Consider the following 15,220-nt stretch of genomic DNA (forward strand, 5'->3'; position numbering starts at 1 on the left):
CTTGTTTACCCTTTCAAACTTGCAGATAAATATTCTCTATTCATTCTAGCAATGTTTTCAAGAGAAATTCCTTTTGGACATTCTACTTCACAAGCTCCAGTATTGGTACAGTTACCAAAACCTTCAGCATCCATTTGGCTAACCATGTTTAAAACTCTATCAGTAGCCTCAATTCTTCCTTGTGGCAACAAAGCATATTGAGATACTTTTGCAGCGACAAATAACATTGCCGATGAGTTTTTACAACTCGCCACACAAGCACCACAACCAATACAAGCAGCTGCATCAAATGCATCATCAGCATCTTTCTTGTTAATAGGGATTGTATTGGCATCAATTGTATTTCCTGATGTGTTTACAGATATAAATCCTCCAGCATGCTGAATTCTGTCAAAAGAACTTCTATCCACAACTAAATCTTTAATTACAGGAAACGCTTTTGCTCTAAATGGCTCGATAAAAATGGTATCACCATCCTTGAACATTCTCATGTGCAATTGACATGTCGTAATACCTTTGTCCGGTCCGTGAGCTTCCCCATTGATATACAAAGAACACATTCCGCAAATTCCTTCACGACAATCATGATCAAATGCAACTGGTTCATCTCCTTTCATGATTAATTCATCATTCAAAATGTCAAGCATTTCAAGGAATGACATATCCGGCTCAATATGATCTATAGGATATTCGACTATTTTTCCTTCCGTAGCGGCATTTTTCTGACGCCATATTTTTAATATAAGTTTCATATTTTTAGTTTGAAAGCCATAAAGTCGAAAGTCGAAAGTCGATTGACATTGAGCCATTTGACTTTAAGACGTTAGACATTAGACTATATTATTTATAACTTCTTTGAACTAGTTTCACGTTATCAAAAACCAATGCTTCTTTGTGCAGAACAGCATCGCTCGGTTTTCCTTTGTACTCCCAAGCCGCTACATAAGCAAAATTTTCATCATCGCGTTGTGCTTCACCTTCTTCAGTAGCATATTCCTCACGGAAGTGACCACCACAAGATTCGTTTCTATGCAAAGCATCTTTGGCAAACAATTCTCCTAATTCAAGAAAATCGGCAACACGAGTCGCTTTTTCTAATTCTTGGTTGAATCCTTTGTCCGTTCCCGGCACTTTTACATCTTTGTAAAACTCTTCACGCAAAGCTGCAATTTCTACAATAGCTTCGTTTAACCCTTTCTCATTACGAGCCATACCTACTTTGTCCCACATAATTTTTCCTAATTTCTTGTGAAAATAGTCAACAGAATGTGTTCCTTTATTGTTGATGAATTTCTCGATTTGATCTTTTACCGCTTTTTCTGCAGCAATAAATTCAGGCAAATCCGTAGAAATTGTTCCCATTTTAATATCTGGAGCCAAATAATCTCCAATAGTATAAGGAAGCACAAAATATCCATCAGCCAAACCTTGCATCAATGCCGAAGCACCTAATCTGTTGGCTCCGTGATCTGAGAAGTTCGATTCTCCGATAGAGAAACAACCCGGAATAGTGGTTTGCAAGTTATAATCAACCCATGTTCCTCCCATAGTATAATGCACCGCAGGGTAGATCATCATTGGGGTTTTGTATGGATTCTCATCAACAATTTTGTCATACATTTGAAACAAGTTACCGTACTTATTGGCAACAACAGCAGTTCCTAATTTGATAACCAACTCCGCATCATTGGCATCCAAACCTTTTACATAAACTTGCTCTTTACCGTAACGTTGTATTGCGGCAGCAAAATCTAAATAAACAGCTTCTCCAGTTTTGTTAACTCCAAAACCAGCATCACAACGCTCTTTTGCAGCACGAGAGGCAACATCACGAGGAACAAGATTCCCAAAAGCCGGGTATCTTCTTTCTAAATAATAATCTCTTTCCGCTTCAGACAAATCCGTTGGTTTCTTTTTACCTTCACGAATAGCCTTAGCATCTTCTAATTTCGCAGGAACCCAAATACGTCCGTCATTACGCAATGACTCTGACATCAATGTCAGTTTCGATTGGTGATCTCCAGAAACTGGAATACAGGTTGGGTGAATTTGTGTGTAACAAGGATTTGCGAAGAAAGCTCCTTTTTTGTGGATTTTCCAAGCTGCGGTAGCGTTACTTCCCATTGCATTTGTGGAAAGAAAAAATACATTTCCGTAACCTCCGGAAGCAATAACTACTGCATGAGCCGAATGTCTTTCTATTTCACCAGTAACTAAATTACGGGCAATAATCCCTCTTGCTTTTCCGTCTACGACTACTAAATCAAGCATTTCGTGACGGTTGTGCATTTTTATTTTTCCACGACCTATTTGACGGTTCATGGCAGAATATGCTCCTAATAATAATTGTTGACCTGTTTGTCCTTTTGCATAAAAAGTTCTGGAAACTAATGTTCCTCCAAAAGAACGATTATCCAATAATCCTCCATATTCACGAGCCAATGGAACACCTTGTGCCACACATTGGTCAATAATATTTCCTGAAACTTCAGCCAAACGATGTACGTTTGCTTCACGAGCACGATAATCGCCCCCTTTTACAGTATCATAAAACAATCGGAAAGTTGAATCTCCGTCTCCTTGATAATTTTTTGCAGCGTTAATTCCTCCTTGTGCGGCAATTGAGTGCGCGCGACGCGGTGAATCTTGGAAACAAAATGCTTTTACGTTATACCCTAATTCTGCCAATGTTGCAGCAGCAGAACCTCCAGCAAGACCTGTACCAACTATAATTACATCTAAATTACGTTTGTTCGCAGGGTTTACTAAATTAATATGATCTTTATAATTTGTCCATTTGTCCGAAATCGAACCTTCTGGTATTTTTGAGTCTAATGCCATTATAATTGAATATTAATGATTGAAATGATGAAATAATGCAATAAAAATAAATCCAAAAGGAATTATAATTGCAAAAGCGTAACCGAGTTTTTGAGTTCCCAAAGAAACTCTTCTTGCTCCAACAGATTGAAAAGAAGAACTGAATCCATGCCACAAGTGCAATGCCAATAATACAAATGACAAACAGTATAAACCGGTACGAACCGGACTTTCAAATTTAGCTGTCATTTCATGAAAATATCTGGTTTCGTCCAATGGACTAACATCTACATATTTATAAATCATTTCTGGAAACCAAAAATCATAAAAATGCAATCCAAGGAATGCAAAAATAACTGCCCCAGTAACAATCATGTTTCTTGAAGCCCAAGAAGAATTTGCAGCTCCATTGTTTTTTGCATAAGCAATTGGTCTTGCTGCACGGTTTTTAAAATCCAAAACAATACCCATGATGAAGTGAAAAACTACTCCAGCAATTAAAACGGGTTGAATTACGAACTGTACTAATGGATTATTTCCCATAAAATGAGAAATCGAGTTGAAAGTGTTTTCACTAAACACCGATGTCATATTGATAAAAAAATGCTGTGCTAGAAACAACATCAAAAAAAGTCCTGAAAGCGCCATAGCTACTTTTTTTGCTATTGACGATTTCAATAATGCAGATTTTGCCATAAGATTTATATAATTTGTTTTAAAAAATTCTACAAAAATAAAGCAATTAGACAGGAACTACAACCTTTTCGCTGTTATTTATAATGATTTTAAAGTGTTTTACACAAAACATCAAGAAATCTTTAAATATCAAACATAAATCTAAAAACAGCCTGAAAAACAGCCAAACAAAAAAGAAAGAAATCTTAACAAAAACGCAGCAAACGGGTTGATTCATTTTACATTCCCACAAATAAGCACCGAGAATTCATACTTGAACTTTCGGTGCTTTTTTTTTAAATACAGCATCTGTCTAACTGAATTTTGTCATGTATTGCTGCACAATTAAATCTGTGTTTTCGTTTCGCATTTTTTGCTCTAATTGTATTGGAGGCGAAGCTCTTTCCAAACAGTTTTTAACCGCGCAGGTTTCGCAGGTAACCCCGACAATCTGTTTTTTAATCGAATCATTTTCGATAAACTTGAATTTTTTCTTTACCGCCGGAGTGATTAAAATCCCTACCGAAATACTGCGGATACAATCTACTTTAAAAGGATCTGGTGTTGCCGACGAAAAAACAAGATATTCATTTTTACTGTTTTCATAACTGGAGATTTGCGCATCAAAAAAGTGGCTTTTCTTTTGCTTCAAAGACTCCTCAATCGTGCGTATAGAAACCCATCTTCGGCAGTAATGTTCATTCATTTCATTCGCGTGGGGCTCCTGCTGGTTCGTAATGTGCAATTCTTTTTTTATCTGATACGTATCCGCTCCTATTTGATGAGACAATCGAAGAAAAAAGAGATTTTTCAACTGAAAATCTTTTGGCAAAATGTTAGTCAACCTTTGATAGAACGACTCAGGCGAAACATTAAATCCACTCATTAAAGCAACCATTTCCTGAGGTTTTGGGTCTGTTTTTAATAAAAATAAATTCAGCTCATCTATCAGTTGTTGTCTGGGAATAAGCAACGCTCCCGCAAAATAAGAAGCATAAAAATTATTCAGAACCTGATCAAAATTATCAAATTTAATCCAACTGAACGTATATAATCTTTCGGTAATCTCAAGATAATTATACGCAATTTCTTTAGCCAGAATAAACGCTTTTTGAGGCTCGTCAATGTCTAACGAAAGGAGTAACGTTTTGCTTTTTGGCACAAATATCGATCTCAAATCCCCCAATTGTTCTTGTTCAGAAAAAACGAGTTCTTTGATCGTATAACCGTATTCCTCGATTAATATCGCTGTTAGTTCCTCGATAGAAATTTTGGTGTCAATATTCACATGAAACGCTTTGGAAAACTGTAGCACTTTAAGTTCTAAATCTTCAAAATAGTTATTATGCGCTTCTTGGTACGAACGCAAAGCCGCCAAGAAAAAACTTTCTCTTGTCAAATTATAATGCTGCGCAATCTCAATAATCGTACTTATAAACGCATTGACTTTTGCAGGAGCATTGGCAATAATATCGATAAGGTCATTTTCCTGAATCCCAAAAATCTCTAAAGGAATCTCTTTAAGAATTCCTGACTTAAGAATTTCTCCAATAGGCGCCAGATTATTATCGAGTTTCAAAGAAACCATATTATCATAGGAAACATCTAACTTTTCAGACAGCAGAATGATTTTATCCGTTTTAGGATACTTTTTCCCTTTTTCTATTTCGTTTAAATATGATTTTGAAAGATCCGTGATTTTGGCTAAACCAAATAAAGACAAATTCTTATTAGTGCGAGCCTGCTTCAGTTTTAACCCAAAAATCAACTTGATATAATCCTTTTCTATGTTCATATTTCAAAGATACGCTAAAAAATATTTACGCCAAAAAAAAATATTTTTCATTTTAGCGTACGTTCGCTTGTTTTATAAAAAACTTTTCGTAACATTGTCATGTAAAACATTTTAACCATGAAAGATAATATTGAAACAACCGAAAAATTATTACAATTTGCAACTGAAACGAAAGGGCATTATCCAGAAATATTGACGGAGGAAGCGATTGATTTAGTAACAGAATTGCACCAAAGATTCAATGATAAAAGACTTTTGTTATTAGAAGAAAGAAAAAAACAGCAGCATTTATTTGATGCAGGTGCCTTACCAACTTTTCCTTCTGAAACAAAAAGCATCAGAGAAAGTAATTGGGAAGCAGCGAAAACGCCAGAGGATTTATTAGACCGAAGAGTCGAAATAACGGGTCCGGTCGATCGAAAAATGGTCATCAATGCGTTGAATTCGGGAGCAAAAACTTTCATGGCCGATTTTGAAGACAGCACTTCTCCTACTTGGAGCAACTTAATGACGGGCCAACAAAACCTGAAAGATGCGGTAAATAAAACCATCACTCTTGAAGACACTAAAAAAAATAAAAAATACAGTCTGAACGACGAAACTGCCGTACTGATTGTTCGACCAAGAGGTTTGCATTTACCGGAGAAAAATATTTTGATTGACGGAGAACAAACTTCAGGTTCCCTAATTGATTTTGGATTGTATGCTTTTCACAATCACAAACAACTTATTGAGGATGGAACGGCACCGTATTTTTACATTCCAAAACTGGAACATTATCTGGAAGCGAGATGGTGGAATGAAGTTTTCGAATTTACGCAGGAATATTTGGGCGTGAAAAACGGAACATTCAAAGCCACGGTTTTAATCGAAACGATAACTGCCAGTTTTCAATTGGACGAAATCATTTTTGAATTGAAAGACCATATTGTAGGTCTTAATTGCGGGCGATGGGATTACATTTTTTCGTACATCAAAAAACTAAGAAAAAATCCAACTTTCCTAGTTCCAAACAGAGATCAGGTAACCATGACTGCGCCATTTATGAGTGCGTATTCACAATTGGTTATTCAAAGATGTCACAAACGAAATATTCACGCAATTGGCGGAATGGCCGCTCAGATTCCGATAAAAAACAACGAAGAAGCCAATAAAACAGCTTTCGACAAAGTAATTGCGGACAAAGAACGTGAAGCGAAAAATGGACATGATGGCACTTGGGTGGCGCATCCGGATTTAGTTTCGCTTGCCATGAGGGTATTCGACAAATACATGCCAACTAAAAACCAAATTCATGTAAAAAGAGAAGACGTACACGTTACTGAAAGTGATTTACTGGAAACTCCAAAAGGAACAATTACTGAAGAAGGCGTTCGAAAAAACATCAGTATATCAGTTTTATATATCGCTTCATGGCTCAATGGACAAGGTGCCGCTGCCTTACATAATTTAATGGAAGATGCCGCTACTGCCGAGATTTCGAGATCCCAATTGTGGCAATGGCTACAAAACGGAGTGATCTTGGACAATCAAAAGGTATTAAATGAAAAATACTATCACCGATTAGCTATGGAAGAATTTGAAAAAATCAGAAAGCTCGTTGGAGACGAAAATCATGAAGAACAAAAATACAGACTGGCGGAACAATTACTAGACATTCTGGTCGTGAACGACAGTTTTATCGAGTTTTTGACCATTCCGGGATACAAATACATTTAAAACCCAACATCAATTGCAATAAAAAAACTATTAAACACCATTAAACCTTTATAAACACTATGAAAACCACAGAAACAAGAATTCAAGAATTAGTTACCGACTGGATTACGAACCCAAGATGGAATGGCATTGAGCGACCATACACCGCAGAGGAAGTGGTAAAATTGCAAGGTTCTTATCAAATAGAGCATAGTGTAGCCAGAATTGGAGCGAATACTTTATGGAATAAGCTAAATTCTCAGGATTTTGTAGCCGGACTTGGCGCGCTTACCGGAAATCAAGCCATTCAAGAAGTTGAAGCGGGCTTAGACGCTATTTATTTGAGTGGATGGCAGGTAGCTGCTGATGCAAACGTAGCTGGCGAAATGTATCCTGACCAATCTTTATATCCTGCTAACAGTGTTCCATTGGTAGTAAAACGTATCAACAATGCCCTTTTGAGAGCAGACCAAATACAAGTCGTTAACGGAACTGCAGACAAAAAAGAATATCTAGTTCCTATTGTTGCTGATGCCGAAGCTGGTTTTGGAGGAAACCTTAACGCTTTTGAATTAATGAAATCCATGATTGAAGCGGGAGCTGCCGGAGTTCACTTTGAAGATCAATTGAGTTCTGCAAAAAAATGTGGCCACTTAGGTGGAAAAGTATTGGTTCCTACTCAAGAAGCCATCAATAAATTAATTGCAGCAAGACTAGCAGCTGATGTTATGGGGACGCCAACAATTGTTGTTGCCCGTACAGATGCTGATGCAGCCAACTTACTAACTAGCGATATTGACCCTAGAGACGCTAAATTCATCACAGGTGAAAAAACAGGAGAAGGCTTTTTCTATGTAAATTGCGGTGTAGAACAAGGAATTGACAGAGGATTGAGTTATGCGCCTTATGCTGATTTAATTTGGATGGAAACCAGTAATCCGGATCTTGATTACGCAAGACAATTTGCCGAAGGAATTCACGCAAAATTCCCGGGGAAAATGTTAGCTTACAACTGTTCGCCTTCTTTCAACTGGGCTGCTAAATTATCAGTTGCTGAAATGGAAACATTCAGAGAAGATCTTGCGGCAATGGGATACAAATTCCAGTTCATCACATTAGCCGGATTCCACGCGTTGAACACCAGCATGTTCGAATTGTCTAAAGCGTACAAAGAAAGAGGAATGGCCGGATATTCTGAATTACAAGAAAGAGAATTTGCTTTGCAAAAACACGGTTTCAAAGCGGTAAAACACCAAGGTTTCGTAGGAACTTCTTATTTTGATGCGGTACAAAATACCGTGACAATCGGAAAATCTTCTACTACTGCGATGAAAGATTCTACAGAAGTAGCACAGTTTTAGAAAAGTAGCAACCATAAAAAAACACGATTTCATCTGAAATCGTGTTTTTTGTTTTTAAAGCTGAATGACTGTTAATTTTGATTCAATAATTTCAAGATCAGTAACGACTTTCTCGCTTCCTTTTTGAATACTGATTTTATTCACTGAAATTGGAAGGTAATATTTGCCGTTTTTAGCTTGTTCCAATTTTAGTTTTTTGTCTTTATTTTTTAATCTATCCGCAGCTTCTTTGGTCAAAGAAAAATCATACTCTTGCTTATTCAACCCTTTTACAGCTTTCACCTTTTGAGAAAAAACAACTTCTTTTAAGCTGTTTTCAATCTGCAGCAGAACTTCTGTATCAGCATTTGAATAAAACCAAATCTCCACTTTTGGCTCTGAAGCCTTAGCCCAAGAACTCCAACTGTTACCCCAATTTTTGGATTTTTCTATTTTTTTAAGCTCAAAAACATGAAGATTTTTCGCTACAACTTTATCATTCAATTCTTGCACTTGTCCCAAATTGACTTTATACACCGAACGACCGTGGGTTCCTACCACTAAATCTTTTGCTTTCTTTTGAATCACTACATCGTGAACGGCAACATTAGGAATCCCATTAGAAAAATCATCCCAGCTCGTTCCTTTATTTAACGAAACATACAATCCGTTGTCTGTTCCCAGATATAAAATATTCTCATTGACATTATCCTCCACAATTACATTCACTGGACTTGCAGGTAAATTATTCGCTATATTTTTCCAAGTTTGTCCAAAATCATCTGACACATACACATAACTAGCAAAATCATCATTACGATATCCGTTTAAAGTCGCATACACTCTTTCTTTCTTGTGCGCCGAAGCCACGACTCTTGAAACCCATCGGTTTTGAGGTAAATTTCCTGAAATTTTGTTCCAAGTTGCACCGCCATCTTTCGATACATGCAGCAACCCGTCATCGCTTCCCGTGTAGAGTAAACCAAACTGTAATGGGCTTTCGCTGATAGCAGCAATTGTTCCAAAAGCGACATTTCCTTCTTTCACTCCTTGCGTCAAATCAGGCGAAATAGCCGTCCAAGTTTCCCCTTGATTCATAGAACGGTGCAAGAAATTAGACCCCATGTACAAGATATCTTGGTTATGCGAAGACAATAAAATAGGCGTTTGCCAATTGAATCGAAAGGGCTTCTCGTCTTTTTTTGGCTTTGGAGAAATATATTCACGCTTGTTATTCGCACGATCTATTCTATAATAATTTCCAAATTGAAACCCTGTAAAAACAATATTTGGATTTCTTTTGTCGATTTGAGTTTGCATTCCATCACCTCCTATCAAATTTTCATACGGATATTTTCCAGTTTGGTACCATTCTGACGAATATTTGTAATTACTTGGTCCAACCCAAACACCATTATCCTGCATTCCGCCATAAATATTATACGGTTCTTGTTCATCCACATTCACTGAATAAAACTGACTCACAGAATGCGAATTACTTTTCACCCAATGCGCTCCATCATCATACGAAATATTCAACCCGCCGTCATTTCCGTTAATTAAATGCCCCGATTTATTCGGATTCACCCAAACTACGTGATGATCCGAGTGAACATTATCTTCACTTATGGATGTAAATGTTTTTCCGCCATCATTTGATTTTATAATGGGCACACCCGATAAATAAATTTTATTCACATCGTTCGGATCAACAGAAATAACGCTGAAATAATATCCGTATGAATAAAAGAAATCATCGATAAAATCCTGATGGGTCTTAGTCCAATTTTTTCCTCCGTTATCTGATTTGTATACTTCGGCACCTATAACTTCTGTCTCGGCTAAACTGTTAATGGCATCCAGAACCACTTTGGCGGCTTCATCAGGTTGCAAATATCCGTTTTGAACCCAGTGTTTAATATTTTCGGCTCTGTATTTTTCGGTCAATCCGTAATTCTTTAAAATAGAATTCAAACTTTTATTTGGTATTTTTAAGAATTCGTCTCCCGGCATAGAAAACGCAACCGGTAACGAATTACTTTTTTTGGACTGCAACGGTCTTTTGAATTGGTTATCCAAAATGGCATAAACGTTAGAATCATCATAGACCGCTAAACCAATACGACCAACGCCTTCCCCTACTGGAAATCCGCTTTCACCAGTTGTAAAAAGCTTCCATGTCAATCCTGCATCTTTACTTTTATAAATTCCCGAAGTGGCTCCACTTCCTATAAAATCCCATGCTTTTCTGTCTTTACTCCAAGAAGCCGCATATTGAACCTTGAAATTTTTTGGCGAAACAGCCACATCTATAATCCCCGTTTCATCGTCTATATAAAGTGTTTTATTCCACGTTTTCCCGCCATTAGTAGTTTTATAAACCCCTCGTTCTTCATTTTTTGAATACAAATGACCCACTGCTCCCACAACAACTTCATCAGGATTTGACGGATTAATCAGGATTCTGCTGATGTGATGACTGTCGTGCAATCCCATATTTTGCCAAGTCTTTCCTTTATCTTCGGATTTCAAAATTCCAATTCCGGCATAAGACGAGCGGGACGAATTTACTTCGCCAGTTCCTACCCAAATGGTCCCTCGTTTCCAGTCTATCGCGATATCACCCACATTTTGCGTAGGCGCCGCATCCATAACAGGCAAAAAACTCATCCCATTATTATTTGTGTACCAAAGTCCGCCTGAAGCATACCCCACATAAAATTCGGTTGGATTTTCCGGATTCACATCCACATCGACCACTCTGCCGCTCATCACCGTTGGACCCACATTTTCGAAAGTAACATTCTGGAAAAGCGATTGTTTCTCCATTTGTTTTTTGGCTTCCAAGGCTTGCTGAATTACTTCAGTAGAAACTTGTCCCCAAGAAACACTTTGTAGAATAAGGGCCGAAAAGAGTACTATTTTTTTCATGTAAATTGATTTGAATTGGAAAATTAATCATAAAAATAGTTATCTGAAAATTTTATAGTCTAATTAACATCCTTTTCTCTCAAAGTTAGTATTTTTGAATTTTCAATGTATAAAAACGAATTGTTATGAAATACCATCAAATTGACCGAGATTTATTTATAAAAAATAGAGAAAAATTCATGGCTCAGATGAAGCCAAAAAGTGTTGCTATTTTCAATTCCAATGATATTTATCCCGTTTCTGCTGATAGCACTTTGCCTTTTGCACAACACCGCGACATCTTTTATTTAAGCGGAGTAGATCAGGAAGAAAGCATTTTATTGCTTTTTCCGGATGCGCCTTACGAGCATCAAAGAGAAATGATTTTTTTGAAAGAAACCAGCGAGCACATTGCGATTTGGGAAGGTGAAAAACTGACTAAAGAGCGCGCTTTTGAAGTAACAGGAATCAGAACCGTGTATTGGTTACAAGAATTTGAGAAAGTCTTATTCGAAATGATGACGCATTCTGACACGATTTACATCAATACTAACGAACATTATCGTGCTACCGTAGAAACCGAAACGCGTGAAGCCCGTTTTGTAAAATGGTGGAAAGACAAATATCCCGCACATGCTGTCGCAAAAAGTAATCCGATATTGCAACGCCTTCGTTCTGTAAAAGAAACTGAAGAATTGGATTTAATCCAAAAAGCCTGTAACATTACCGAACTTGGTTTTAGAAGATTATTATCCTTTGTAAAACCAAACGTTACCGAATACGAAATCGAAGCCGAGTTGATCCATGAATTCATTCGCAACCGTTCCAGAGGTTTTGCATACACGCCAATTATCGCTTCCGGAAACAATGCCAATGTGTTGCACTACATCGAAAACAACCAACAATGCAAAGCAGGTGATTTGATTTTACTAGATGTTGCGGCAGAATACGCCAATTATTCCAGTGACATGACGCGAACAATTCCGGTTTCAGGAAAGTACACCAAAAGACAAAAAGAAGTGTACAATGCGGTTTTACGTGTAAAAAATGAAGCAACCAAAATGCTGACAACAGGAACACTTTGGAAACAATACCATATTGAAGTCGGGAAATTAATGACTTCAGAATTACTAGGTTTGGGTCTTATTGACAAAGCCGATGTACAAAATGAAAATCCGGAATGGCCCGCTTATAAAAAATATTTCATGCACGGAACATCCCACCACATGGGATTGGACACGCACGATTACGGAATCCTGACCGAGCCCATGCAAGCCAATATGGTGTTCACCGTTGAGCCGGGAATTTACATTCCTGCTGAAGGTTTCGGAATCCGTCTGGAAGACAACATCATCGTTCAGGAAAGTGGCGAACCATTCAACATGATGCGCAACATCCCAATTGAAGTGGACGAAATCGAAGAATTAATGAACGCATAACAATTTCAGATAACAAATAACAAATCGGTTTACAGCAATGTGAACCGATTTTTTTTTGGGCGCAACCCAACCTCCGTAAACTCCGGTTGCGTCGGGCTATCCGCTGCAAGCCCTCGCACCGCAAAAAAAATGCGGTGCTCTGGGCTTTCCGCTATTATCCCTTGCGCGCTTCAACAAGAAAACATATAACTCAATAACATCAACTCCAAAATTCATCATAAAACCGTAACTTTATAATCAAGCTTCCGACTTATTTAAAATAATAAATGTTTTGAAAAACATCATATTTTTATAAACAATAACCATTAAGAAATTAAGAAAAATTAAGCTCTGATTCTTAATGAAACTTAATTTCTTAATGGTAAAAACTTTTAAATAAAAACTTAAAGTACAGAAATCATGCAAGCACACGAAATAGACTACCACATATATGGCGAGGAAATGCAATATGTGGAAATAGAATTAGATCCTCAGGAAATTGTAATTGCCGAAGCGGGAAGTTTTATGATGATGGACAATAATATCCAAATGGAAACCATTTTTGGAGACGGTTCCGGGCAGGAAAACGGATTATTAGATAAACTTTTAAGCGCAGGAAAAAGAGTCCTGACCGGCGAAAGTCTTTTCATGACTGCGTTCATCAATCAAAACAATACCAAAAGCAAAGTTTCATTTGCCTCACCGTATCCCGGAAAAATTATCCCAATTGACTTAACGCAATTTAACGGAAAATTCATCTGCCAGAAAGACGCCTTTCTCTGCGCTGCCAAAGGCGTTTCCGTTGGAATCGAATTCTCTAAAAAACTGGGTCGCGGATTGTTTGGCGGCGAAGGTTTCATCATGCAAAAATTAGAAGGCGACGGTCTGGCGTTTGTACATACCGGTGGAACATTGGCCAAGAAAGAATTAGCCGCAGGCGAAATCCTAAAAGTTGACACCGGTTGTATCGTAGGCTTTACCAAAGATGTCGATTACGACATTGAGTTTATTGGCGGCATCAAGAATTCTATTTTTGGTGGAGAAGGATTATTTTACGCCACACTTCGTGGTCCGGGAACGGTTTACGTACAATCCTTGCCTTTCAGCCGACTTGCCGACAGAATCATCGCATCAGCACCAAAAGCTGGTGGAAACAGTCGCGACGAAGGCAGTTTATTAGGTGGACTTGGAAATCTTTTGGACGGTGATAATCGTTTTTAATCTTTTAAAATAGTAATTCAAACGGCTTTCAGGAATGGGAGCCGTTTTTATTTTAAAGGAAGTTGCATTTGAGGTAATGGCTCACAAAGTGTTTTGTTTACTATTTTTTCTCTCATTAATTTCTTCTTATTGAAATGTCTTGAAATATTTTGAATAATTTCAGTATAGTTATCAGTTCCATCTTCTCTTTGATGATAAAAGACCTTTATTGATATACAATTTGGATGTTCAAAAATTGTATTAAGCATTGTTCTATCTGACAATCCACAAGAATGTCCCATTATATAAACTTGAAATTTTCGATCACTTTCAACAAAATCTAAAAGACTTTTGTAATTTGAACTTTGTAGATATTGAAAAGACTTAAAATTTCTTAAATACTCATTATCATCTATGTTTTCAATCATTTTATAATCATCATCCATTTCGTCTCCAAAACCAAAATTAACTCTATTAATAGAATCGTTTAGTTTACCATGGATGTAATTTATTTGTTTTGTATATGCAAATCCATAAAAATATTCTTGTACTAATTTTGTGTAATTAAAATTTAAAAAAAAAGTAGTGAGATCATAATTTTTTTCTGCTTTTCGCAGAAATTCTTTAACATATAATTGATCACTATATTGAAATTCATTTAGAAATTCTTTCTCGTCAAATCTATTTATTAATTCTGGTAAGAGAATATCTTTAATGGGATTATCTCTATACAACGTAAAATCATATTGTTCTTCAACTTTTACTTTTAAATATCTTTCTAAAAGATTTTTAACTTCTTCAAATTCTTTATTTAAAATTATCGTTTGTCGCTTTTTTTCTGCAATTGTTAAAGAGTTCAATTTCACAATTGTTTTTAACTCTCTATAATACTCATTTTCAATATCAACCCAATTTTCAGAATTTTTTTTATTAACTAATTTAAAAAAAACATTTCTGAATGCAAAAATAATACCCTGCTCATTACTACAAACAAAATTATCTAAGTCATATCTATGTCCATTTCCTTTTGCATAATTTTTTAAACTCAATTTTAAATCATTAAAATTCTCAATTCGATTAGATCCATTGTAATATCCATTATACAAATCATGTGTAATTACCAATTTTTGATATTCCTCACTTTTACATTTATCTTTAAAATTTTTCCAGAAATCATCAATAAAATCTCTATAAGAAGTTGGCAATCCATGAGCCAAATCAAAACCGTTCCCAATAATTACAAGTCTGTTCATATTTTATAAAATGCTTTCCTCAAATGTACTGTTTTTAATACAAGCGCCTTCATCAATTGCCTATATGACCTTCTATTTCTTAAATGGTTAAAAAAATAAAATGCTACTTTT

General features: G+C 36.5%; 10 protein-coding genes. 4 read left to right on the forward strand and 6 right to left on the reverse strand.

The window, feature by feature from the left end; translation table 11 throughout:
* Positions 1–5: 5 nt before the first annotated feature.
* The 4 genes from E0H99_RS01230 to E0H99_RS01245 all read right to left on the reverse strand — a co-directional run bounded on the left by E0H99_RS01230 (position 6) and on the right by E0H99_RS01245 (position 5,290).
* Complete coding sequence (locus E0H99_RS01230; RefSeq protein WP_131990430.1) at positions 6–752, reverse strand: succinate dehydrogenase/fumarate reductase iron-sulfur subunit; 747 nt, start codon at positions 750–752, stop codon at positions 6–8.
* A gap of 88 nt (positions 753–840) precedes the next feature.
* Positions 841–2,841, reverse strand: coding sequence for a fumarate reductase/succinate dehydrogenase flavoprotein subunit (locus E0H99_RS01235; RefSeq protein WP_131990431.1), 2,001 nt, complete (start codon positions 2,839–2,841; stop codon positions 841–843).
* Positions 2,842–2,853: 12 nt separating this feature from the next.
* Entirely contained in the window at positions 2,854–3,516 is a 663-nt protein-coding gene (locus tag E0H99_RS01240) for a succinate dehydrogenase cytochrome b subunit (protein WP_131990432.1), read from the reverse strand.
* Between the two features lie 292 nt (positions 3,517–3,808).
* Entirely contained in the window at positions 3,809–5,290 is a 1,482-nt protein-coding gene (locus tag E0H99_RS01245; protein WP_131990433.1) for a helix-turn-helix domain-containing protein, read from the reverse strand.
* 117 nt (positions 5,291–5,407) lie between these two features.
* On the opposite strand from E0H99_RS01245, the gene aceB reads away from it, so the two are divergent.
* Positions 5,408–7,009 (forward strand): malate synthase A, encoded by a 1,602-nt coding sequence (aceB, locus tag E0H99_RS01250; RefSeq protein ID WP_131990434.1) that lies wholly within the window; start codon positions 5,408–5,410, stop codon positions 7,007–7,009.
* A gap of 59 nt (positions 7,010–7,068) precedes the next feature.
* Positions 7,069–8,349 (forward strand): isocitrate lyase, encoded by a 1,281-nt coding sequence (aceA, locus tag E0H99_RS01255; protein ID WP_131990435.1) that lies wholly within the window; start codon positions 7,069–7,071, stop codon positions 8,347–8,349.
* Between the two features lie 54 nt (positions 8,350–8,403).
* Here aceA and E0H99_RS01260 read toward each other — a convergent pair whose 3' ends face one another.
* Positions 8,404–11,259, reverse strand: coding sequence for a WD40/YVTN/BNR-like repeat-containing protein (locus E0H99_RS01260; RefSeq protein ID WP_131990436.1), 2,856 nt, complete (start codon positions 11,257–11,259; stop codon positions 8,404–8,406).
* A gap of 125 nt (positions 11,260–11,384) precedes the next feature.
* Here E0H99_RS01260 and E0H99_RS01265 point away from each other — a divergent pair, with 125 nt between their 5' ends.
* Both E0H99_RS01265 and E0H99_RS01270 read left to right on the forward strand, forming a co-directional pair.
* Positions 11,385–12,677: an aminopeptidase P family protein gene (locus E0H99_RS01265; RefSeq protein ID WP_131990437.1), complete on the forward strand. Its 1,293-nt coding sequence runs from the start codon at positions 11,385–11,387 to the stop codon at positions 12,675–12,677.
* A 399-nt stretch (positions 12,678–13,076) separates the two neighbouring features.
* On the forward strand, positions 13,077–13,877 hold the full coding sequence (locus E0H99_RS01270) for a TIGR00266 family protein (RefSeq protein ID WP_131990438.1): 801 nt from the start codon (positions 13,077–13,079) through the stop codon (positions 13,875–13,877).
* Positions 13,878–13,924: 47 nt separating this feature from the next.
* On the opposite strand, the gene E0H99_RS01275 is transcribed toward E0H99_RS01270, so the two are convergent.
* On the reverse strand, positions 13,925–15,109 hold the full coding sequence (locus E0H99_RS01275; protein WP_131990439.1) for an AbiH family protein: 1,185 nt from the start codon (positions 15,107–15,109) through the stop codon (positions 13,925–13,927).
* Positions 15,110–15,220: the final 111 nt, after the last annotated feature.

This window comes from Flavobacterium sp. GT3P67, from assembly GCF_004349155.1.
In the GTDB taxonomy this organism is placed as follows: Bacteria; Bacteroidota; Bacteroidia; order Flavobacteriales; family Flavobacteriaceae; genus Flavobacterium; species Flavobacterium ranwuense.

What these genes read in the sequence shown, in the direction of transcription:
- aceA (WP_131990435.1), top strand. Translation starts at nt 7,069, where the DNA reads ATGAAAACCACAGAAACAAGAATTCAAGAATTAGTTACCGACTGGATT.
- E0H99_RS01275 (WP_131990439.1), bottom strand. Translation starts at nt 15,109, where the DNA reads ATGAACAGACTTGTAATTATTGGGAACGGTTTTGATTTGGCTCATGGA.
- E0H99_RS01270 (WP_131990438.1), top strand. Translation starts at nt 13,077, where the DNA reads ATGCAAGCACACGAAATAGACTACCACATATATGGCGAGGAAATGCAA.
- E0H99_RS01230 (WP_131990430.1), bottom strand. Translation starts at nt 752, where the DNA reads ATGAAACTTATATTAAAAATATGGCGTCAGAAAAATGCCGCTACGGAA.
- E0H99_RS01245 (WP_131990433.1), bottom strand. Translation starts at nt 5,290, where the DNA reads ATGAACATAGAAAAGGATTATATCAAGTTGATTTTTGGGTTAAAACTG.
- E0H99_RS01260 (WP_131990436.1), bottom strand. Translation starts at nt 11,259, where the DNA reads ATGAAAAAAATAGTACTCTTTTCGGCCCTTATTCTACAAAGTGTTTCT.
- E0H99_RS01235 (WP_131990431.1), bottom strand. Translation starts at nt 2,841, where the DNA reads ATGGCATTAGACTCAAAAATACCAGAAGGTTCGATTTCGGACAAATGG.
- E0H99_RS01240 (WP_131990432.1), bottom strand. Translation starts at nt 3,516, where the DNA reads ATGGCAAAATCTGCATTATTGAAATCGTCAATAGCAAAAAAAGTAGCT.
- aceB (WP_131990434.1), top strand. Translation starts at nt 5,408, where the DNA reads ATGAAAGATAATATTGAAACAACCGAAAAATTATTACAATTTGCAACT.
- E0H99_RS01265 (WP_131990437.1), top strand. Translation starts at nt 11,385, where the DNA reads ATGAAATACCATCAAATTGACCGAGATTTATTTATAAAAAATAGAGAA.